The organism is uncultured Thalassolituus sp., assembly GCF_950066645.1.
Taxonomy (GTDB): domain Bacteria; phylum Pseudomonadota; class Gammaproteobacteria; order Pseudomonadales; family Oceanobacteraceae; genus Thalassolituus.
Window position 1 is genome coordinate 177,680 of the sequence record NZ_CATMFB010000003.1, and the last position, 19,927, is coordinate 197,606.

The 19,927-nt window shown below is 52.0% G+C and carries 16 protein-coding genes; 9 read left to right on the plus strand and 7 right to left on the minus strand.

Annotated features, from left to right (window positions below; translation table 11 throughout):
* The first annotated feature begins 123 nt into the window (after window positions 1-123).
* The 3 genes from Q1L85_RS04285 (at window position 124) to Q1L85_RS04295 (ending at window position 5,647) form a co-directional block, all read left to right on the plus strand.
* Window positions 124-1,656, plus strand: a complete 1,533-nt coding sequence (locus Q1L85_RS04285; RefSeq protein WP_300426989.1) for a phosphoenolpyruvate carboxykinase — start codon at window positions 124-126, stop codon at window positions 1,654-1,656.
* A gap of 178 nt (window positions 1,657-1,834) precedes the next feature.
* A complete protein-coding gene (locus Q1L85_RS04290) occupies window positions 1,835-2,725 on the plus strand; it encodes a hypothetical protein (RefSeq protein WP_300426990.1) in 891 nt (296 codons plus the stop codon).
* 24 nt (window positions 2,726-2,749) lie between these two features.
* Entirely contained in the window at window positions 2,750-5,647 is a 2,898-nt protein-coding gene (locus Q1L85_RS04295) for a hypothetical protein (protein ID WP_300426991.1), read from the plus strand.
* 48 nt (window positions 5,648-5,695) lie between these two features.
* Here the strand turns inward: Q1L85_RS04295 and Q1L85_RS04300 are convergent, their stop codons facing one another.
* The 7 genes from Q1L85_RS04300 to Q1L85_RS04330 all read right to left on the minus strand — a co-directional run bounded on the left by Q1L85_RS04300 (window position 5,696) and on the right by Q1L85_RS04330 (window position 12,470).
* Window positions 5,696-6,817, minus strand: coding sequence for a hypothetical protein (locus tag Q1L85_RS04300; protein WP_300426993.1), 1,122 nt, complete (start codon window positions 6,815-6,817; stop codon window positions 5,696-5,698).
* 280 nt (window positions 6,818-7,097) lie between these two features.
* Window positions 7,098-8,570 carry an ATP-binding protein gene (locus Q1L85_RS04305; protein WP_300432392.1) on the minus strand — a complete coding sequence of 491 codons (1,473 nt, stop codon included), beginning with the start codon at window positions 8,568-8,570 and terminating at the stop codon, window positions 7,098-7,100.
* A 7-nt stretch (window positions 8,571-8,577) separates the two neighbouring features.
* Window positions 8,578-9,369, minus strand: coding sequence for a response regulator transcription factor (locus tag Q1L85_RS04310; RefSeq protein WP_300427638.1), 792 nt, complete (start codon window positions 9,367-9,369; stop codon window positions 8,578-8,580).
* A gap of 116 nt (window positions 9,370-9,485) precedes the next feature.
* Window positions 9,486-10,181 carry a spondin domain-containing protein gene (locus Q1L85_RS04315; protein ID WP_300427640.1) on the minus strand — a complete coding sequence of 232 codons (696 nt, stop codon included), beginning with the start codon at window positions 10,179-10,181 and terminating at the stop codon, window positions 9,486-9,488.
* 10 nt (window positions 10,182-10,191) lie between these two features.
* Window positions 10,192-10,896 (minus strand): spondin domain-containing protein, encoded by a 705-nt coding sequence (locus Q1L85_RS04320; RefSeq protein ID WP_300427641.1) that lies wholly within the window; start codon window positions 10,894-10,896, stop codon window positions 10,192-10,194.
* Window positions 10,897-11,065: 169 nt separating this feature from the next.
* On the minus strand, window positions 11,066-11,989 hold the full coding sequence (locus Q1L85_RS04325; RefSeq protein WP_300427642.1) for a M56 family metallopeptidase: 924 nt from the start codon (window positions 11,987-11,989) through the stop codon (window positions 11,066-11,068).
* The gene (locus Q1L85_RS04330) at window positions 11,982-12,470 is read right to left on the minus strand and encodes a BlaI/MecI/CopY family transcriptional regulator (protein WP_300427643.1); all 489 of its coding nucleotides are present in this window, start codon (window positions 12,468-12,470) and stop codon (window positions 11,982-11,984) included. The genes Q1L85_RS04325 and Q1L85_RS04330 overlap by 8 nt, the downstream gene beginning before the upstream one ends.
* 115 nt (window positions 12,471-12,585) lie before the next feature.
* Between Q1L85_RS04330 and Q1L85_RS04335 the strand changes: the two genes are divergently transcribed.
* From Q1L85_RS04335 to Q1L85_RS04360, 6 genes are all read left to right on the plus strand, one after another.
* Window positions 12,586-14,688 carry a TonB-dependent receptor gene (locus Q1L85_RS04335; RefSeq protein ID WP_300427646.1) on the plus strand — a complete coding sequence of 701 codons (2,103 nt, stop codon included), beginning with the start codon at window positions 12,586-12,588 and terminating at the stop codon, window positions 14,686-14,688.
* A gap of 125 nt (window positions 14,689-14,813) precedes the next feature.
* The gene (locus Q1L85_RS04340) at window positions 14,814-15,002 is read left to right on the plus strand and encodes a DUF4266 domain-containing protein (RefSeq protein ID WP_300427647.1); all 189 of its coding nucleotides are present in this window, start codon (window positions 14,814-14,816) and stop codon (window positions 15,000-15,002) included.
* Window positions 14,993-16,123 (plus strand): DUF3570 domain-containing protein, encoded by a 1,131-nt coding sequence (locus Q1L85_RS04345; RefSeq protein WP_300427648.1) that lies wholly within the window; start codon window positions 14,993-14,995, stop codon window positions 16,121-16,123. The genes Q1L85_RS04340 and Q1L85_RS04345 overlap by 10 nt, the downstream gene beginning before the upstream one ends.
* The gene (locus Q1L85_RS04350) at window positions 16,120-16,557 is read left to right on the plus strand and encodes a TlpA disulfide reductase family protein (RefSeq protein WP_300427650.1); all 438 of its coding nucleotides are present in this window, start codon (window positions 16,120-16,122) and stop codon (window positions 16,555-16,557) included. The genes Q1L85_RS04345 and Q1L85_RS04350 overlap by 4 nt, the downstream gene beginning before the upstream one ends.
* Window positions 16,554-17,573, plus strand: coding sequence for an FAD:protein FMN transferase (locus Q1L85_RS04355; RefSeq protein ID WP_300427652.1), 1,020 nt, complete (start codon window positions 16,554-16,556; stop codon window positions 17,571-17,573). Before Q1L85_RS04350 ends, Q1L85_RS04355 begins: the two co-directional genes overlap by 4 nt.
* 40 nt (window positions 17,574-17,613) lie before the next feature.
* Window positions 17,614-19,923 (plus strand): Tex family protein, encoded by a 2,310-nt coding sequence (locus Q1L85_RS04360; protein WP_300427653.1) that lies wholly within the window; start codon window positions 17,614-17,616, stop codon window positions 19,921-19,923.
* The last annotated feature ends 4 nt before the right edge of the window (window positions 19,924-19,927 follow it).

A 19,927-nucleotide genomic window follows, 5' to 3' on the forward strand; every position in this document is an offset into this window, starting at 1 on the left:
TTTCTGGCATAATTGCCGGCCTTAATTTTTGGGCTCGCCCGGGCACCCTTCAGGGCGGTTATTGAGATACAGGGTATGGCCACAAGCCGTACGTAATTTACGAGGACCCTACGGGGCACCGATATGACTGTTTACACCGATTTATCCACTCCTTTCCTGGTAGAACAAGCCATCGCCCGCGGCGAAGGTGAACTGCAGGACAACGGCGCACTGGTTGTTAAGACTGGCAAGCGTACCGGCCGCTCTCCGATGGACCGTTTCATTGTTGAAGAGCCAAGCAGCAAAGACGCGATCGACTGGGGCAACATCAACCGCCCGTTCGATGCAGAGAAGTTCGATGCTCTGTGGGAGCGGGTGGAAGAATACGTTTCTGGCCAGGACAGTTTCGTATCTATGGTGCACGTCGGTTCCGATCCTCAGCACTACCTGCCGGTTAAAATGACCACTCAGACTGCATGGCAGAACCTGTTTGGCCGCAACCTCTTCATCCGTCCGGATAACTACAACCCATCCAACAAAGAAGAATGGCAGATTCTGAACGCTGCTGGCTTCGAGTGTGTGCCTGAGCGTGACGGCACCAACTCTGATGGTTGTGTGATCATCAACTTTGCACAGCGCAAAGTTCTGCTGGCAGGCATGCGCTACGCTGGCGAAATGAAGAAAGCGATGTTCTCTGTACAGAACTTCCTGCTGCCAGAAAAAGACGTTCTGCCAATGCACTGCTCGGCTAACGTTGGCGAAGACGGCGATACCTGCCTGTTCTTCGGTCTGTCTGGTACTGGTAAGACCACACTGTCTGCTGACCCAGAGCGTTTCCTGATCGGTGACGACGAGCACGGCTGGGGCAAAGGTACTGTCTTCAACATCGAAGGCGGCTGCTACGCGAAAACCATCGATCTGTCTCAGAAGAATGAGCCAATCATCTGGAACGCGATCAAGTTCGGCGCCATCGTTGAGAACGTTGTTATCGACGAAAACACCCGTACTGCGGATTACACCGACGTCAGCCTGACTGAAAACGGTCGCTGTGCTTACCCGCTGACTCACGTTGAGAAGCGTGTTGAAGAAAACATGGCTGGCGAGCCAAAAGCAGTAATCTTCCTGACCTGCGACATGACCGGTGTTCTGCCACCTGTTTCTGTACTGACGAAAGAACAGGCTGCTTATCACTTCCTGTCTGGTTACACCGCTCTGGTAGGCTCTACCGAAATGGGTGGTTCTAAAGGCCTGAAGTCTACGTTCTCTACCTGCTTCGGTGCACCTTTCTTCCCACGTCCAGCTGGCGTTTACGCTGAACTGCTGATGAAGCGTGTGACTGAATTCGGTTCTCAGGTATACCTGGTGAACACGGGTTGGACCGGCGGTCCTAACGGTGGCGGCGGTGAGCGTTTCAGCATCCCGACGACCCGTGCCGTTATTGCAGCCATCCAGTCTGGCGCTCTGCGTGACGTGGCGACCGAAACTCTGCCTATCTTCGGTCTGGAAGTTCCAACAGAACTGCCAGGCGTTGAGACCAAACTGCTGAACCCGACTCAGGCATGGGCAAACGCCTCTGACTGGGAAGGTGCTGCGAAAAACCTGGCAGGTCAGTTCGTCGAAAACTTCAAGAAGTACGACGTATCTGACGCCATCGTGAACGCAGGTCCTAAGCTGTAAGCTGACCTCTTCGCGATAAAAAGGGCGCTTCGGCGCCCTTTTTTGTGTCTGTCATATTCGAACCTAACTACTCTGACAATCTCTCAGCATCGCTATACATACCCCATATGGGGGATGTTGTACCGTCATGCCAGCATTAAACTCATGCCTGTCAATGATAAGCAGGGAGCATCAGCCAATGTTGTTCAGCGTCGCAAACTACCGTGGAACTTTTGCGAGCCTGATAATTTGTTTCTCAGTTATGGATGCTAAAGCGGAGGTAGAAACGCGCACAGGGCAGCGGCTAGGTTACTCCTACATTGGTTTCGGCTCGGAGCAGGTTGATTATAGGGAAGAGGACGAAAATCTACTGGATACTGGACTGGGGCTCCAAACAGCAGCTTCCACTACGCAGCTCTTTCAGCGAAGCGGTGGGTACGTTGCACACAACTCGGGTTGGGGCTTTTACATCCAGACCGAGGCCACGATAGGCAACGAAGCAAGTAAAGAGACGTGGAAGATTAATGGCACAACAGTTCAGCAAAACTCATTTACGCTGAAGCGTAACGAACTTCGGATACTTGTTTCAAAACAGGTATCTACATCTCATGCATTTCTGTTCGGCGGCTCGTTACAAGACCTGAGCTTCAGCCGCTTCGACTGGGTTCTTACCAATCAGGATGAGTTTCAGGTAGCAATATCTGAAGGATCAGTCTCAGAAGACATATTTAAACTATTTGCCTATGCAGGCTATGAGATTGGAGAGTTTTACCTCGAGGAAAAATGCGGTTGGAACTGGCAGATTCAACTACTTGCTGGAATTCCCATATATAGCCAGACCCTGAACACGAGCTATGGCGCCGATACGATAAATGGCGGATTCGATGGATACCACTTCGAGCTGACGGGCTCGGTCGGTTATCACCTTTCCAGGAATTTCCTGCTAGGCCTTTCATTAAAAAATGCATATGAAGATCAGAAAGAAATTGAACAGAAAAATCAGAAAAGCAACGGTGTTATAAAACGCTCACTTCCTGAAAATTCACTAACCATTATGCAGCCTTCAGTGACATTTTACTGGTCTTTCTGACTGATTCGTTATCGGGAGTATATTATGAAAAATTCAAAAATACTAAAACCACTGGTTTTAATTCTGTCCAGCCTAGCTATCACTGCTTGCGGAGGTAAAGGAGGAGAAGAAAAAGATGATGAAAGAACCCAACCCGCCCCTTCCGACTTAGCAGAAAATGCTGTTCTAGCCCCTTCATCCACACCAGTATTTAATTTATCTGGTGTGGTTACGCTGATGGAATATGATCAGGTGGTTGATCAGAAAGAAGTAACCAACTCCTCCTTCACACTGGGAAGTCAGACAGCTTCGCTTAAATCAAAAAGTACTTTATCGATTATCGGGAACAGTAACTTGCTAGGGATTGATGAGGACGGAAACACAGTTTTTCCCGTATCTAATATTGAACCCCTACTTGTAGATTATACAATTCTCAGCCCGGATAATAATAGACTGTATATCGCTATCAACTCCGATTCATACGATAACTCATCTATTGCCAGTTCAATATACATCAATGGCTACGACTTAAGGTCACCACTTATAGGCCCAACACTAACCAGCACAATTCCTCTAACTCCATCTGAGTTTGAAGCAATGTACCCCAATGGGAGTTGGTTATTTGGTTATGGGAATGACGATAGTACATGTGCTGGAGTATTAACCACAGATCAGACCTGCCTAGAAACACTAGACATATGGGTCGATTCAGAAACTCGTCACCAATACAATCTCAAGCCCATACTAGAAAGCCTTCAGGCTACTATTCTGAACGATTACGTCAGTTGTTCTCTTGTAGCGATTGACCGACTCAATGGAGATATTGACTGCGTAGGAGGTTCTGAAGTAATCGATGCAGAACTGAACTTTTTGTATCAAAGCTTCCCTATTCAACTCAGAACAGCGAAATTCAAGCCAAGAGATACTTATGAAAGCGAACTTGACGCATATGAGGAAATACGCTCAGGCCTAAAACCCCTGCAATTCGACGATGCAGGAAATTTGTATTCGGTAACCAGACACTATGATAGTAACAACGTTAGTTATAGAGAAGAGCTCACAAAAATCACTCCGACACATAGCTTAGAACAAGTTATCAGCCTTGATTCAATAGATGTTGATAGCTTTCTTGCAATGGCAAATGGCGATATCGCTGCAAATCTGAGCGGAAGTAATAACGGCATTTTTCTCATTCAAGATGGAGATATTATTAAGGTAGATGATTCATACACTTTCAAATCAGATACCGGCTCGACTCTCATTATCGATGGTTATTTAGTAGAACCCCGGGACGATGGCGGATTCGCCCGAACCCCTCTTTCCTGGGACGGTCGTTCTCTTAATGAGTTCTATTTAGATGACGAAGGCTTCCTTTTTGGTTGCCTGAGAGATAAAGGCTATGTTCGCGTTCTTCCATTTGATGATCATGTCTCAATTCCATCGGAAGATTACTCATGTGACATAGGCATAATTTCTCAGGGACACCATGTCAGAGAAATGGAAATCGGTATCGGAAATTTGGGAACAACTGAAATTATTGAGATTACACGCCTGTCTGATGGTTTAATTTATAACATATTCGAAGAGGAAGACTACACGAACGCAGATCGTTACAACATCACCAACATTGCCTATGGCGCGAATAAGGTGATTTTTTCCGCAGACCGAACTACCTCTCCCGTGGGCACGATACTTGGGGAAATCGACATTCAAAAGCTCTCCCGAGGGTTAACTCCTGATGAATACATGACTTTAACTGACGTCAATTCCTCTACAGCCGCCAGCAACACGGTGAGAAAAATTACCCCCTTACCTATAATCGAGCCAACCTCGACGGCATCGGCTCCTAAAATCAGTGAAGTTTATTTTAATGATACGGAACACAGCCATATAGGTTTCGAGTTCTCTGAATTCATGGACAAAGCTTCCGTTATTGATAGCCTCTCGTTACAAGAAAGCCAGATCGACGTAGAGTATATTCCATTCTGGGGCTATAAGAAGCTGTATCTACTAGCAGATACCGACGGCCTGGAAGACAACAACAGTGATGGCACTGTCGATAGCAACGACTATAAAGCCTACCAGGCAGGGAAAAACTATGATGTAGTCTTCGATATTAACACCGCGATGGATGTTAGCGGGCGCTTAATGTCGACCAACACCAGCCCCAACAGTAACCACGCTCTGACCTTTGCCCCTCGTTCGGCATTTTACGCTGCATACTCTACGGAGCTTAATAGTCACGCTGCAAAATTGCGCAAAAGTGCGGGGTCCTTAGTCGACCCGTATAGTGATTCAAACAATTACAGAGCATATTGGAATCTTAGTCCTGGCTCTTTTTACGCTTCCAGAGCATATAAAGTAATACAGTTGACTGAATCGTTAGATGCTGACGACCGCCCACTCGCACGAGCAAACTATCGCATTGAATTGACTATCGATTGCCACAGCGGTGACTATGGGCTTGGTTTAAGGGATGCCGATATCACCGCGACTGACTCATATTTTTCATACTACTGGAGTAGTGAAAGTGAAGTAAAGGGATTCAGTTGGGGTTGCTCGCGTATGCAGGGCTCCATTTACAGCTCAGGATACAGTGACCAATCTACATCAACCTTACTAGCAGAAGGAGTGAAGCAGATACGGATTGATATTTTCGACTCAACTATGAACTTTTATGTGTTTAACATTGATTCGAATAGTTATGAATCCTTGCTATACAGCGACGATGCTCCAACTATTGATGGCATTGCCGATTTGTGGCTTGCGAGTAATGGTTCCGAACACCAGACTCTCGACAATCTCAGAATCACCCACCTGACAAAAGACGGTAGCGGAAACCTTGTAGAAGGCGATGTGTTTGCAGAGACAGATTTTGAAGACCTTATTGATCCATTCGGCGCGTTCTCCAGCATGAGAATCCCGGCGACAAACGAACTCTAAGCGCAACTTCGATGATGGTAATAATGGCTCCCGACGTAAGGGGGCCTTTCATAGTCGAAAAATTGTCAGAACTTTTGCGACCAGTGCCGCCTGATGGCTGGTCCCGGTTTTACTTAAACAGGATTTAATCTGCTTTCGGGCAGTATCTACGCTGGTCTGACGCTTTTCAGCAATCTGATGTGTTGTCAGGCCACGACACAGTTCTTTCACTACACAGGCTTCAGCCGGTGTCAGTGAATACATCCGGATCAAGGCGGCTTGATCGACTTCAGCCTCAGACCTTGGGTATTGAACAGTGAGTAGGTAAGCCGGTACCGAGTGCTGTCCTATGGCTGATGTAAACTGATAACGGGTTGGCTTAACATTGATCCTGAGTAACGACCCGTTATAAGGATGATAATAATCAGAAGGATACGGTTGAGAATGACTTTCTGGCTGGTTCAGCTGGCAAAAAATTGTATCTCGCAACGCTGGGTCACTTATACGAAGATGTCTTCCATTTTGACGGATGACCGATACTGCTGACAGCATTTCATCCCAGTGAGCGTTGGAATGCAGTATCTCACCGCGACGACTGATAATTGCCTGCGATGTTTCAGTGTGCTCTATCAGATTAGTCAGATTCAGATTTGTCGATCGAACAGAACTGATTTCACGAGCAAAAGTGAGAGCTCTGACAATATGAGGTACGACTCTATTCGCAGCTCTGACAGTAGTGGTCGAATATTGACCAAAGTGGTCATTACGCATAATGCCGATTTCAGTATGCAACCCTGTCGATGGATCTTGAATAAGGCAACCCATCGAGTGCCGGATATCTACGGGCCTGGCAAAGTCGTTATATATTTCGCTGCGTAGAAACTGCTTGTCATCATACACGGTATGACTCGGGTGGAACGTGTTGAGAGCCTTTTCGAGCAATCCCTGACTCCACACATCCACTTGATAGAAATGCTCTTGATATCGTTCAAAGTGTTGATTTTCAAAGCCTTTTTCAACAAAGGTAATCGGGCTTTCGAACAATGAATTTCGTTCGGCGATAAATATATGAGTCGAAGACAAGTAGGCATTAAGGTACTCGAGCATTTCCTGCCATTTTTCGCTATCAGTGGCAGAGTCATACAGGCAATCTAACAATTCTTCATATCGCATAGGATCGAGGTCATCCAATGAATTCGTCCAATATTGACGTTATCTCTGCAGGAGCAGTATGCCAAGGCCCATATGAACAGAAATTAATCTGAGTAACCCAACTCAGGCATGGGCAAACGCCTCTGAGTAGGAAGGTGGTGCGAAAAACCTGGCAGCTCAGTTCGTTGAAAACTTCAAGAAGTACGACGTATCTGACGCTATCGTGAACGCAGGTCCTAAGCTGTAAGCTAACCTCTTCACGATAAAAAGGGCGCTACGGCGCCCTTTTTTGTTCCTGCTGAATAGAGGTATGCCTGTATTAACCAGCGTGCGCCAAATCGAACTCAAATCGCGTTCCCTGATTCACCCGGCTGACCACCTGAATATCCGTCTCGTGAATCGCCAGAATACGCTTCACGATCGCCAGTCCGAGTCCTGTACCAATCTGGCTTGAGTGCTCTGTCTCTTTGGATTGATAGAAACGATCAAAGATATGCGGCAGTTCATGGCTGTCGATGCCCACCCCGGTATCGGCAACCGCAATACGGCTACCATGCTCTAGCACTTCAACACTCAGCATCACGCGCCCGCCTCGAGGCGTGTGCCGGATCGCATTGGCGACCAGATTATCAAGTACGCGTTGCATTAAACGAATATCTGCGCGCACCCAGGCATCGCCTTCTGGCGGCATAGTCAATGCCAATGTGACGCCGCGCCGTTCTGCCAGTTGCATCAGATCCTGACGGCAATCTTGTAACAGCTCACAAATAGAAAAAGACTCTGTCTCTAGCTCCTGCCCGTCCGTTTCCAGCGACGCCAGTTCGAATAAATCATTCACAAGCCGCCCCAGCCTGACACTCTGTTTATGCGCTGATTGCAGAACTTGATGCTGCTCAGCCTTGCTCAGCTCGTCCGATTTGAGCACGGCCAATTCCAGCGCGCCTTGCAAAGCCGCCAGAGGGGTTCGTAAATCATGGGAGACGTTGGCGATCAGCTCACGGCGTGTTCGGTCGAGCTGTTCAATAGACTCAAGCTGCGTGGCGATGGTGTCTTGCAGAGTGGCAAAGCAGTGCTGCAACTGGGTCACTTCATTGTGAGAATCCCCGCTCACCGGCGACAGACTCCGATCACCTACCTGATACTCAGTCATCGCCTGACGCAGTTGCCGCAGTGGACGGGTCACGGTGAGAGTCAGCCATCCGCCCACCAGTACGGTACTGAGCACGGCAATCATCGCCAGTGACGTAAACAGGTTCTGGTAATAGGTGTTCTCGGCCGCTGCTTTCATCTGGTGGTACACCTCACCACCGACAACAACGTAGACATAACCGTACAGCACCCCTTCAATCATGACGGGGGCCACCGAGAAGGCAGTCAGTTCATCCGGGCGACGAGGGTCATCCCCCATAATTGGTAAGCCATCCCCCGCCAGAAAGCTCGCAATGCTGGCCGTATCCACTTCGCTCAGTACCACCGATTCCGCAGGCAGCCGATGCGCAAGCACCACGCCCTCAGGGTTGAGGACGTAAATTTCCAGAGCAGGGTTAATGATCATGGCTCGCGCAGCGAGCTCACTGAGGCGGTCTTCATTGACGCCCTGCTCATCAATCACGGGGGCCTGTTCCGCGATGTACATGGCGGTCGATCGGTTAATCCCTTGCAGCGCTGCCAGCTCACCCTGCAGAGCCGTTATCTGAGCCAGCCAGATCAGGCTGCCGCCCAGCCCTACTACTAATCCAAGAAAAATCAGAGCCATCCGCGCTGATAGTGATGTCAGTGGCCCGGTGCTCACGGAATACTCAGGCGCCATTAAATTTATACCCTACGCCCCACACTGTGACGATAATGGACGGGCTTGAAGGGTTATCCTCCAGCTTGGCCCGCAAACGATTAATATGAGAATTCACGGTATGTTCGTAACCACTGTGGCCATATCCCCATACACGTTCGAGTAATTCTGCCCGGGTAAATACTGTGCCCGGATGGGACATAAACAGCGCCAACAGGTCGAACTCTGTCGACGTGAGTGTTAATGCTTGCCTGCCACGCCAGCATTCGTGTGTTCTCAGATCCAGCTGCATATTGGCAACAGACAAACGACTCACCTCAGGGGCAGGTGCCGCAGACTTTGCTGCACGGCGCAGTAACGCCTTGATACGCGCGCCTAATTCCAGCATAGAGAAGGGCTTTACCATGTAGTCATCAGCGCCCATCTCTAACCCCAACACACGGTCCAGTTCACCAGAGCGACTGGTCAACATAAGCACCGGCGTATCGTTACTGTGGGCACGTAAATCCCGACAGATCTCGAGCCCATCTTTATTGGGTAAGCGCACATCCAGAACAATTAACGACCACGCTTCATCATTGGCTCGCTGAAATCCTCTCAGGCCGTCAGCCTCAATCACCAAGTCATAATCGGCATTTAAATGCCCGAAAATAACCTCAGCAATCGCGGAGTCGTCTTCGATCACCAGAATACGAGCGCGCGGTACAGCGCTGGTTAATGCGGAATCCGTTTTAGATCCTGGCGCTCGCCCAGAAAGTGGGTTCAGGGGTGGCGTGTGCGGCGAATTCAGTGCGTGGCTCATCGTCTTCTCCTACAAATAGTCTCCGAAGCGACTCCCGCTCCGGTGACTTATTTGTCGCACTATCGCCGCGTTTTATTACGCACTCCTGTTCGATTAATCCGTATCACCGATCAACGTCACTCAATACGGGTAATGACGATGCCTGCAACCGGATTATCGAAGCGGTGCTCTTCATCCAGTACGGAGTCCGCTCGACCACCCAAGACACCAACAACACCCGGATGAACCAGAATCCGATCACTGTCATCGCGCTCGGCATTGAACCCTTCGCCACCCGCGGCGGGCCCAGGAATGGTCGCGGCAAGTTCATTGTTGGATTCGGTGCCAGCATCGTATGCCGCCATGGATTGATGAACTGAGCCTCCCAGCTCGATGGCATCCAGAGCCACACCTCGAACGGCCGTTAGAGCATCATTGGTGTTCACCAACATGGTGACCGCCGACAGGCTCGCCTGATCCAGATCAGACTCCGGTACTGAGATTTCAAACGTCGCTGTCATACCCGGCATCACAATGCCCGTGCCAGAGATGCTCTCCATCACCTGTGCGTTGCCCTCTAGCTCAGCCAGCAACGCACTGTTGTCGCCGCTCTCTGCAATCTGCTCCAACGCAACACTGGCGGGCTCGGCGAGCTCGAACAGAGACCAGTCGGGTGAGGCAACCGCAAGTGTCATCGGCGAGAGCGGCTGGGCCGCCGTCAAGTTGGTAACCGCTACCTCGAAGGTTGCCATTTCTGGATCACTGTCTTTGCCACCACAAGCGGAGAGAACCGCAGCGGCACAAAGAATTAAAGATGTCTGTTGAATGGTCATCGGACTCTCCTTATTTCACCGTTACTACAACCTTCGCCACTGGGTTGAGCCAGCGATGAGAGAGGTCGATGTCACTGTGTCCGCCCTCGGCGTCGGCGTCTCCAGTCACACCGCGGTGAATGTGCACATAGCCTTCAACACTGGCGTCGATGCCCGTCCCGTTTGTCCCGGTCGTCGCAGCCACTGGTGGCGGTGCAGGAAAACCCGCTTCGCCGGGAGCACCGCTGCCCAGCACCTCATCGTTAGCTTCGGTACCCGCGTCGTACGCATTCAATGCCACCTGATAAACGCCGGGTTCTGATGGAATTTTCCATTGGTTGAGCGCGACAAAACCATCGTTCGTCGGCAGCATCATGGCAACGATCGAGAGATACATGTTATTGCTGGCGTTGTCGGTATTCAGGGTGACTTCCGTCGTTGTCCCCGGTGCCAGCAAGCCACCAGCTGGGTTCTCCGCATTGACGGCACCCGCACCAGAGAGCGCTGTGGCCAGACCAGAGATATCACCGCCTTCGGCCATGGCCTGAAGCTCGGCACTGGCCGCGGCACCGGCCATAAACATGGATTGCGCATCGCTGTGAGCCGACACCAGAAGCGGTGTAAAAAAGACACCGGCGGTGACGTTGGTAATCGCAACATCAAATTCAGCGGCCTGCGACATACTGGCAGTGCCAGAGAGCAGTGCGGCGACAAGTGTTTTATGGAGTGTTTTCATGGGCTAACCCTTATGAGTTCGGATGAGTAGTGGTTAGAGCCAACTGTCTGACTCAGCCATCCCACTATGCGCCCGAGGTAGCCGTGAAAACCTCACGAAAACATCACAATTCCATCAAGATCTATGAGACAAAGGGAAACGACTTGTTTTACGAGGGATACCGCACTAACTAGTGCGATATAAGGTCCAGAAGGGGATGCGATATGTACGTGATGGCCGCGATTTGCGCACACGCGATGGTCAGCAAACCAGACAGCGTCAACACTGCATAAAACATATTTCGTGATTGGGGATTAACAAGGCGATCCCGACGTTCCTGTACGTAATCGCACTGAGCAGACAACCCCCGCAATGCAATCAGTTTGTCCAATGTCCTGACAAACTCCTGGGGGCGATTGCCGTTCAACCGGAGCGCCCCTTGATCGGCTCGTAATTCGCAGAGTAACCCATGCTGACTCAACAATTTACGTCGAAAAGGGCGCGGCCAAAGCAAGGTCATCCACTTCAGAACAAATCGTCGCAAAGGATCGCGGTGCCACACATGTGACTGCTCATGGGCCAGCACCTGAGACAGCTCTGTCTCACTGAGCGTTTCGACCATGCCATCCGAGACATAAATATGCGGTGTCAGCAGCCCCGCCGTAAAGGCCGTGGGCGAGGAACCTGCTATCCGAGACCAGATACGGGAATCGACCGGCGTAGCGAGTTGAGAGAGCATCGCCTCCTTTAACCTGTTACGTCGGAACTGGAGCCAGATAAATCCCACCAGAAATGTGAGAAGAATCACCGAGAAGGTAACCAGCGCGAGACCCGAATGCGTTTCTTCCACGTCAGGGACGTGTGGTCCACATAACGTACCGTGACAATGATCGTAGAAAAGTATCCCGATGGCATCTGGATTCAGCATTAAAGCAACCACAAATACCATCCCAAAAGCAGGAAGGATGCCGTACAAAAACACCAACTGAGAGGATAGCTCGGGAGAAATAACCGAGAGCGACCTGGACCATAGGGGATAAAGAAGGGCACTGAGTACTGAGCAAACACACAGACTTAGCATGGCCACCAGAAAGACTTCGCCCAGGTTATTCAACGTGGCGACCAGGCAGTGGAGAATCGCTGTCTTCGTTTAAAACATGTCTCAAACGGCGGTGAAGCTCGGGGTCAGTGCTTGCAAGAAAATCGATAAACCCAACTAACAGGGCGGTCCCATCGTCTTCACTGAAGTCATCACTGATATCATGAATCAGGCTACTGATTAGCTCCGTCCGGGTGACCTGAGCCTGATAAAGAAACGCCCGCCCCGGTTTAATCCGGCACAGAAAATCCTTCCGGTGCAGTCGTTCCAGAGTACTTTGCACTGTACTGAGACTTACCTCATCTGCCAGTTCGTCAAGCACATCCTGAGCCGAGCACTGTCCCTTCGCCCACAGAATATCCAGCGTTTTTAACTCTCGCTGACCAAGTGACGGCGTTCGCGAGCGTCTTAGTTGATGCAACCAGCCTCTGATCACTGAGTGACTACCTTCTGTTCCTTTCAACGACAAATGTGATGTTGTTAGTTCTGTGTTCACGACCCTGCTCCGCTGCTAACACCGACATATCATCGGCCCAAGTGGTGAGCGGTAGACTGAGATCAATATCAGCACTACTGCCCGCAAGCAGTAAAGCAAGCACCGGAGACCATCTATGACGTTCTACAAAGCAGTCGGACTAACACTGCTCACTTTACCTACTCTGACATACGCCGCAGAGAGCAGTCTGGATGTAAAAGCGCAATCAGATTCAACGTCTGAAAGCATTCGTTCAGATGATATCAGGCTCGATGATCAGGTCGTGATCGGTCGCGCCCCACTGTTAGGGGAAGCCAGCTCGGCCTCCGAAGGCTACATTACCCAGGAAGCTATTGAAATACGTCCAATGCTGCGCACAGGCGAAGTACTTGAACTCGTACCAGGCATGGTCGTCACCCAGCACAGTGGTACGGGTAAGGCCAATCAGTATTTCCTGCGCGGGTTTAACCTCGACCACGGCACCGACTTCTCGACCTCTGTCGACGGTATGCCCGTCAATATGAGGACGCATGGCCACGGTCAGGGGTACACAGATCTTAACTTTATTATTCCAGAAACCATCGAATCACTGCGCTACCAGAAAGGCAGCTACTACGCAGAAACCGGTGACTTCAGTGGTGCAGGCAGCGCCTCGCTTCACACCAGCCGTCAGCTTGATCATAACGAAGCGGAGCTGACGCTCGGCCAGAACGCATATCAGCGTGCTTTGTTGATGAGCAGTGTAGAGAAGGGCAATGGCGACTGGCTATACGCGATTGAACGTAATACCTACGACGGCCCATGGACAGATATTGAAGAAGACCTTGATAAGACCAACCTGCTGCTGAGTTACTCGCAGCCTCTGGCAGACGGAGAATGGCGCCTCAGCCTGATGGGATATAACAACAGCTGGAACAGCGCAGATCAGATTCCCGAGCGCGCCGTCACTTCTGGGCAGATCGATGAATTCGGTTCGATTGATGATACAGTCGGCGGTGAGTCTTCCCGCTACAGCATCAATACTGAATGGAGCAACGGAGCATGGGAAGCATCAGCTTACGCGATACGCTACAACATGAACCTATGGTCGAATTTCACCTACTTCCTCGATGATCCGGTCAATGGCGATCAGTTCGAGCAGGTTGATCATCGCAATATCTACGGCGGTAAAGTGGCTTATCAATGGCAAAGTAAACTCGCCGGCCGCACCATAGTTAACCGGGTTGGAACTGAATTCCGCTACGACGACATCAGTGAAGTCGGCCTCTACCAGTCTCAGGCTCGTGATCGTATCGGCGTTGTTCGCAGTGATGAGGTCGGCGAGTTCAGCACAGGCGTCTTTGCAGAGAACACGCTGTACTGGAATAGCCGTCTGCGCTCAGTGCTGGGGCTTCGCTACGACTACTACAGCTTCGATGTCGATAACCGCACCGACATCAACAAAAATGGCGTCGACCTGAGCGCTAACGGCGGAACCGCTTCAGCTGGAAATTCTTCCCTCAAGGCCAGTCTTATTTACCAACTGAGTCTCGAATGGGAAACCTACATCGCGGCCGGTCAGGGTTTTCACTCAAACGATGCCCGGGGCACAACAATCAGAGTTGACCCTGCAGATGGTAGCGACGCCACTCAAGTTGATCCGCTGGTCGACTCACTGGGTTTTGAAGTTGGTCTGCGTGGCGTTATCAATCAACGTCTGAACACCTCGATTTCGCTCTGGCAACTCGACCTCGATAGTGAGCTGCTGTTCGTCGGCGATGCTGGCAATACCGAAGCCAGCGATTCGAGCCGCCGCCGGGGTGTCGAACTGACGGCCTACTACCGTATTAGTGACATCTGGAATTTTGACGCCGAATACGCACACACAGAAGCCGAGTTCACCAACTCTGGCGACAGTATTCCCGGCGCTATCGAAGAGGTTCTGCAAACAGGTATCAGCGCAGAATTCGGGAATGGCTGGGCAGGCGCTGTCCGCCTCCGTTACTTCGGTGAACGACCACTGATCGAAGATGGCTCGGTCAAATCTGACCCTTCGACGGTTGTTAATCTGCAGGCAGGATACAGCCACGCAAACTGGTCGGTCCGGGGGGAAGTGCTTAACCTACTTGATAGCGATGATCACGATATCGATTATCTATATGAATCGCAGCTGACAGGCGAAACCGAGCCAGTTGAGGATATCCACTACCATGTCCTGGAACCACGAACAGTCCGGGTGACCGCCGCCGTGAAATTTTAATGACGTGCCCCCTTACCACGATCCGGAGTAAGGGGGCATCTGTAATGAATTATACGTATCGGCTGTGGTATCTTCGGGCTATCCGTTTTGCCTTTTTGTAACCAACTATGCGCCTGCTTGTCATCTTGACTGTCATCACCATTACCGCCTGTACGCCAGTGCGCTTTAACGAGCGCGAGCGTCTGTCGCAGCCGGATATGACGTTTGATTCTTCACCGTTACAGGGTGAACTGGAAAGCGATGTCTATTCAGCCAGAGAAGGCGCCACGGGAGTGTTTTCTGGCGGCGGTGGCGGAGGTTGCGGATGCTACTGATCAGGGCGCTGATATTCTGGCTGATCTCCGCGATGGCGCTGGCAGAAGGCCAGATTCCCTCGGCCGACGAACTGGACAGCATATTCGCTTTCCGTGGGGTGATATATCAGCAGGAAGACGGTGCCGGAGGAAAGGGTGGCAACCCAGATCTGGAAGAAGATGCGACCATCTATGAGGGTATCTGGCTGTATCAACACCGGCTCAATGACTCTCAGGCCGCGACTCTGCGATTCACCGGTGACCTGGTCACTGCGGCCTCCTATGACGATGCCCGTGAAAAAGCGGAAACAGTCTCGCAGGCAACAGGCTACAACCCGGGACGCTTTAATTTCGAACTGGGCTGGAAATACCGTTCCTATGACCAGTTTGGCTTCGGCCTGCACGCCAGCTATGGCCAGGAGTATGCCTACCGTTCAACAGGCTATGGCCTGAGCCTCTCGCAGTCGTTCGCTGAAGAATCGACCTATATCGCAGCGCAGTTTCAGGTGTTTGACGACACGGTCCGGATGATCCGCTTCGATGGTAGTAAGGAGCCGGATGAGCCCCGCCGCACGTACAGCGGCACGCTCAGCTGGACTCAGACCCTCACACCGTTGTCTGTGATGAGTATGTCCTGGTCTCACTCAGAACAGAACGGCATGCTGGCAACATCATTCAACTCAGTTGTCAGTGGAACTGAACGGGTGTTCGAGACAACGCCGGACGTCCGTGTACGGGATACGATATCCGTCAGACTCAAACAGGCATTACAACAGAATTCAGTTCAGCTGGGCCTGAGTTACTACGAAGACAACTGGGACATCAGAGCAGCTGTCGCCGAAGTCCGGTACTTCTATCATCTGGACAATGGCCGTCTGATACTCGAGCCGAGTTACCGCTATTATCACCAGGATGGAGCGTATTTTTATACGGCAGCGCTGGATGCCCCTGAACGCTTCCGCAGCAGTGATCCCGACCTCGGCAACTTCGATGGCCACAGTGCCGGTCTGCTTCTGTCAGCCTGGCAGGCAGGCTGGTTTACTCAATCACTGACCCGCTACGACATCGGCGTAAACTATTACCGCCGCAGCGACGATCTCAATTTCTACTGGCTGACACTGGGGTGGTACGTTCCGCTATGAAACGCCTGATTCTGCTGTGCCTGATCCTGTTGACTCCCCATACGCAGGCTGAAGAATTTACTCTGCTGAATGGCGGGTCGCTGGCGTTTGCTCCTGAGCACCCTGGCCAGCCTACGGTACTTATCTTCTGGGCGTCTTGGTGTGGCTACTGCATGAAAGAAATCCCACACCTCAAAGAAGCTCAGGCGCGCTATCCGGGCCTCAGGTGGCTGGGAGTTAACGTTAACAAGGTCGCAGAAGATGGTAACCGCACCGTCACTGAACGCGGGATCACCTGGCCCTCGATTGCCGATCCGGATCTGACGCTGACCGACCGCTTCGGCATCCGCGGAACCCCCGGACTGATCGTGCTGGCCAGCGATGGAGAAACGCTCTTCCGTGGGCGCCGCACCAACACCGCCTTTCATCAGGCATTACAAGACGCCAGTCAATGAAGTGGTGGCTGTCCATCGCCCTGTGTCTGCTGGCGATGCCTGGCCACACGGCAGAGAGATTGCAGCATGTCAGCCCCGACAATGCCCGCTATCAACACTCCGAAGTACTGATGACCACCGATGTCACGTTTACCATCATCACCACCGACGACGTGCGGGCGAAGCAGGCGGTTCAGCAGGCGATCGCTGAAATAAGAAGAATTGAAGCCTTACTGTCCGAGTGGCAGCCTGACAGCGAAATATCGCGACTCAACCGCTCAGCAGCGACCTCACCACAAACCGTAAGCAATGAAACCTATCGACTGTTAGATGAAGCCCGGAAAATATCGGAAGCCTCTGATGGCGCATTCGATATAACCTTTAAAAGTGCGGGCAAACTCTGGGATTTCCGGGCACAGACGATCCCCTCAGACGAGGCTCTGGCTAAGGCGGTCGCGACCATTGATTATCGTCAGGTGGCAATGAAATCTAACGACCGTTCGATTCAGTTGCTTAAGGAAGGCACTCAGATTGGCCTCGGAGGTATTGCTAAAGGCTATGCCGTCGACCGGGCGGTTCAGATCATCCGACAGTCCGGCTTTGAAGAATTCGCAGTCAATGCAGGCGGAGATCTCTATGCGGTCAGCCAGGGCAACCAGAAACTGTGGCGCGTCGGGGTCCGGAATCCACGGGACGATTCTGCTCTGCTGGCCCTTCTGCCCGTCGCGAATGCAGCCGTCGCCACGTCTGGCGACTACGAGCGCTTCTTCATCAGGGACGGGCGTCGTTATCACCATATCATCAACCCGCACACGGGTATGCCAGCAGAGGGAAGTATGAGTGTCACGGTACTGGCCCCTCGGACCTACCTGGCGGACGCACTGGCCACCGCCGTCTTCGTGCTTGGGCCTGAAGCGGGCATGCAGATGATTGAAGAGCTGTCTGGCTGCGAAGCGATGGTCGTCACAGAAGACGGCAGAATACTCCTTTCGACTGGCCTGAATGACCTTCAGGAGGTACCTGTTAAAGGCCAGTAACTCCGTTATACTCGTGGCGTTTACTGTACACGAGTGTGATATGAGCGTTTCTATTGTTTCCCGAATTGCCACCGAACTGAATATCCGCGACCAGCAGGTTCAGGCGACCATTACTTTGTTGGATGACGGTGCGACCGTCCCTTTTATTGCCCGTTACCGGAAGGAAGTCACCGGAGCTCTCGATGACAGTCAGCTGCGTACCCTGGAAGAGCGCCTGCGCTACCTGCGCGACATGGAAGACCGTCGTAGTACCATCATTAAGAGCATTGAAGAACAGGGCAAGCTGACCGACGAACTCAAACGCGAATTACTCACGGCAGACACAAAGACCCGTCTCGAAGATCTCTATCTGCCTTACAAACCCAAACGCCGTACCAAGGGCCAGATCGCCATTGAAGCAGGTCTCGAACCCCTTGCCGATGCTTTGTTCGGTAACCCCGGACTCACCCCTGAAGACCTCGCAGCAGAGTACCTGAATGAAGAACAGGGCGTTGCCGACACTAAGGCTGCCCTCGACGGTGCCCGTTACATCCTGATGGAACGTTTTGCCGAAGACGCTGATCTGCTCGCCCGTGTCCGGCGCTTCATGCAGCAGGAAGCGACACTCTCTGTCCGCGTTGTTTCAGGCAAAGAGAGCGAAGGCGAAAAATTCGCCGATTACTTTGAACACGACGAGCCCCTGAATAAAGTCCCGAGCCACCGGGCTCTGGCGATTCTTCGCGGCCGGAACGAAGGCATACTGAGCTTCTCTCTGGTCACTGGTGAGCCGGGAGACACAGCCACCAGCAGTCCGTGTGAAGCCATGATCGCCGAACACTTCGGCATCGAGAATACCGGCCGCCCGGCAGACCGCTGGCTGGCAGAAGTCGTCAAGTGGACGTGGCGTATCAAGCTGCTGACCAGTATTGAAACCGAACTGGTGGGCCAGCTGAGGGACCGGGCCGAAGAAGACGCCATCCGTGTCTTTGCGTCCAACCTGAAGGATCTGCTGCTGGCAGCCCCGGCCGGACGTAAAGTCACGATCGGCCTCGATCCGGGTCTGCGCACCGGTGTGAAAGTTGCTGTGGTCGACAACACAGGTAAGGTCGTCGACCACGCGACCATTTATCCGACGCCACCACAGAACCGTCTGGCCGAATCGGCGGCGGTACTGACGGCCCTGATTGCGAAGCATAATGTTGAACTGATTTCGATTGGTAACGGCACAGGGTCACGTGAAACCGATAAATTTGTCGGCGACATGATCAAAGCCAATCCTGCGCTGAAAAAGGTGCAGAAAATTATGGTCAACGAGGCCGGAGCGTCTGTGTATTCGGCATCTGAACTGGCGGCGAAGGAGTTTCCGGATCTTGATGTCACCATCCGGGGCGCGGTATCGATCGCCCGCCGCCTGCAGGATCCACTGGCCGAGCTGGTAAAAATCGAACCTAAATCCATCGGCGTAGGTCAGTATCAGCACGACGTAAACCAGAGTCAGCTGGCGCGCTCTCTTGATGCAGTGGTTGAAGACTGTGTGAACTCAGTCGGGGTCGACCTGAATACGGCTTCCGCGCCATTACTCAGCCGGATTGCGGGCCTTAACGCGACGCTGGCCGGAAACATCGTCGCATTCCGCGATGTGAACGGAGCATTTAACTCCCGGAAAGATCTGCTGAAGGTGCCGCGACTGGGCGATAAAACCTTTGAGCAGGCCGCTGGTTTTCTTCGGGTAATGAAGGGTAAAAACCCGCTGGATGCCTCGGGAGTTCACCCTGAATCTTACCCGGTTGTAGAGCGCATTGCGCACCAGTTTTCCCGCGATGTGAGCAGCCTGATTGGCGATGGTGCCTTTCTGAAATCGGTCAACGCTGCGCAGTTCGCTGATGCCCAGGCAGGGGAAATTACTGTCCGCGATATTCTCAATGAACTGGAAAAACCCGGGCGCGATCCACGCCCTGAGTTCCGCTTCGCAGAATTCAAAGAAGGCGTGGAAGAAATCAAAGACCTCAAGCCAGGCATGATTCTCGAAGGGGTTATTACCAACGTTGCGGCCTTTGGGGCGTTCGTCGATATTGGTGTTCATCAGGACGGACTGGTGCATATTTCAGCGCTGTCAGACACCTTCGTGAAAGATCCGCGCGACGTTGTTAAAGCCGGCGATATCGTGAAGGTAAAAGTGATGGAAGTCGACGTGTCGCGTAAGCGCATTGGCTTATCTATGCGCCTCGGCGATGATATCCCGGTGGGTGATTCCAACCGTTCCCGTAAAGAACAGCGCCCGGCACGTGTCCGCAACCAGACCTCACAGCCACCCGCTGGCGGGGCCATGGCAGGCGCCTTTGCGGCGGCGTTCGCAAAAGCGAAAAAATAATGAA

Excerpts from the sequence above, each read along its gene's own strand:
- Q1L85_RS04345 (WP_300427648.1), top strand. The coding sequence starts at position 14,993 with ATGCTACTGATCAGGGCGCTGATATTCTGGCTGATCTCCGCGATGGCG.
- Q1L85_RS04350 (WP_300427650.1), top strand. The coding sequence starts at position 16,120 with ATGAAACGCCTGATTCTGCTGTGCCTGATCCTGTTGACTCCCCATACG.
- Q1L85_RS04360 (WP_300427653.1), top strand. The coding sequence starts at position 17,614 with ATGAGCGTTTCTATTGTTTCCCGAATTGCCACCGAACTGAATATCCGC.
- Q1L85_RS04320 (WP_300427641.1), bottom strand. The coding sequence starts at position 10,896 with ATGAAAACACTCCATAAAACACTTGTCGCCGCACTGCTCTCTGGCACT.
- Q1L85_RS04290 (WP_300426990.1), top strand. The coding sequence starts at position 1,835 with ATGTTGTTCAGCGTCGCAAACTACCGTGGAACTTTTGCGAGCCTGATA.
- Q1L85_RS04335 (WP_300427646.1), top strand. The coding sequence starts at position 12,586 with ATGACGTTCTACAAAGCAGTCGGACTAACACTGCTCACTTTACCTACT.
- Q1L85_RS04310 (WP_300427638.1), bottom strand. The coding sequence starts at position 9,369 with ATGAGCCACGCACTGAATTCGCCGCACACGCCACCCCTGAACCCACTT.
- Q1L85_RS04315 (WP_300427640.1), bottom strand. The coding sequence starts at position 10,181 with ATGACCATTCAACAGACATCTTTAATTCTTTGTGCCGCTGCGGTTCTC.
- Q1L85_RS04355 (WP_300427652.1), top strand. The coding sequence starts at position 16,554 with ATGAAGTGGTGGCTGTCCATCGCCCTGTGTCTGCTGGCGATGCCTGGC.
- Q1L85_RS04295 (WP_300426991.1), top strand. The coding sequence starts at position 2,750 with ATGAAAAATTCAAAAATACTAAAACCACTGGTTTTAATTCTGTCCAGC.
- Q1L85_RS04285 (WP_300426989.1), top strand. The coding sequence starts at position 124 with ATGACTGTTTACACCGATTTATCCACTCCTTTCCTGGTAGAACAAGCC.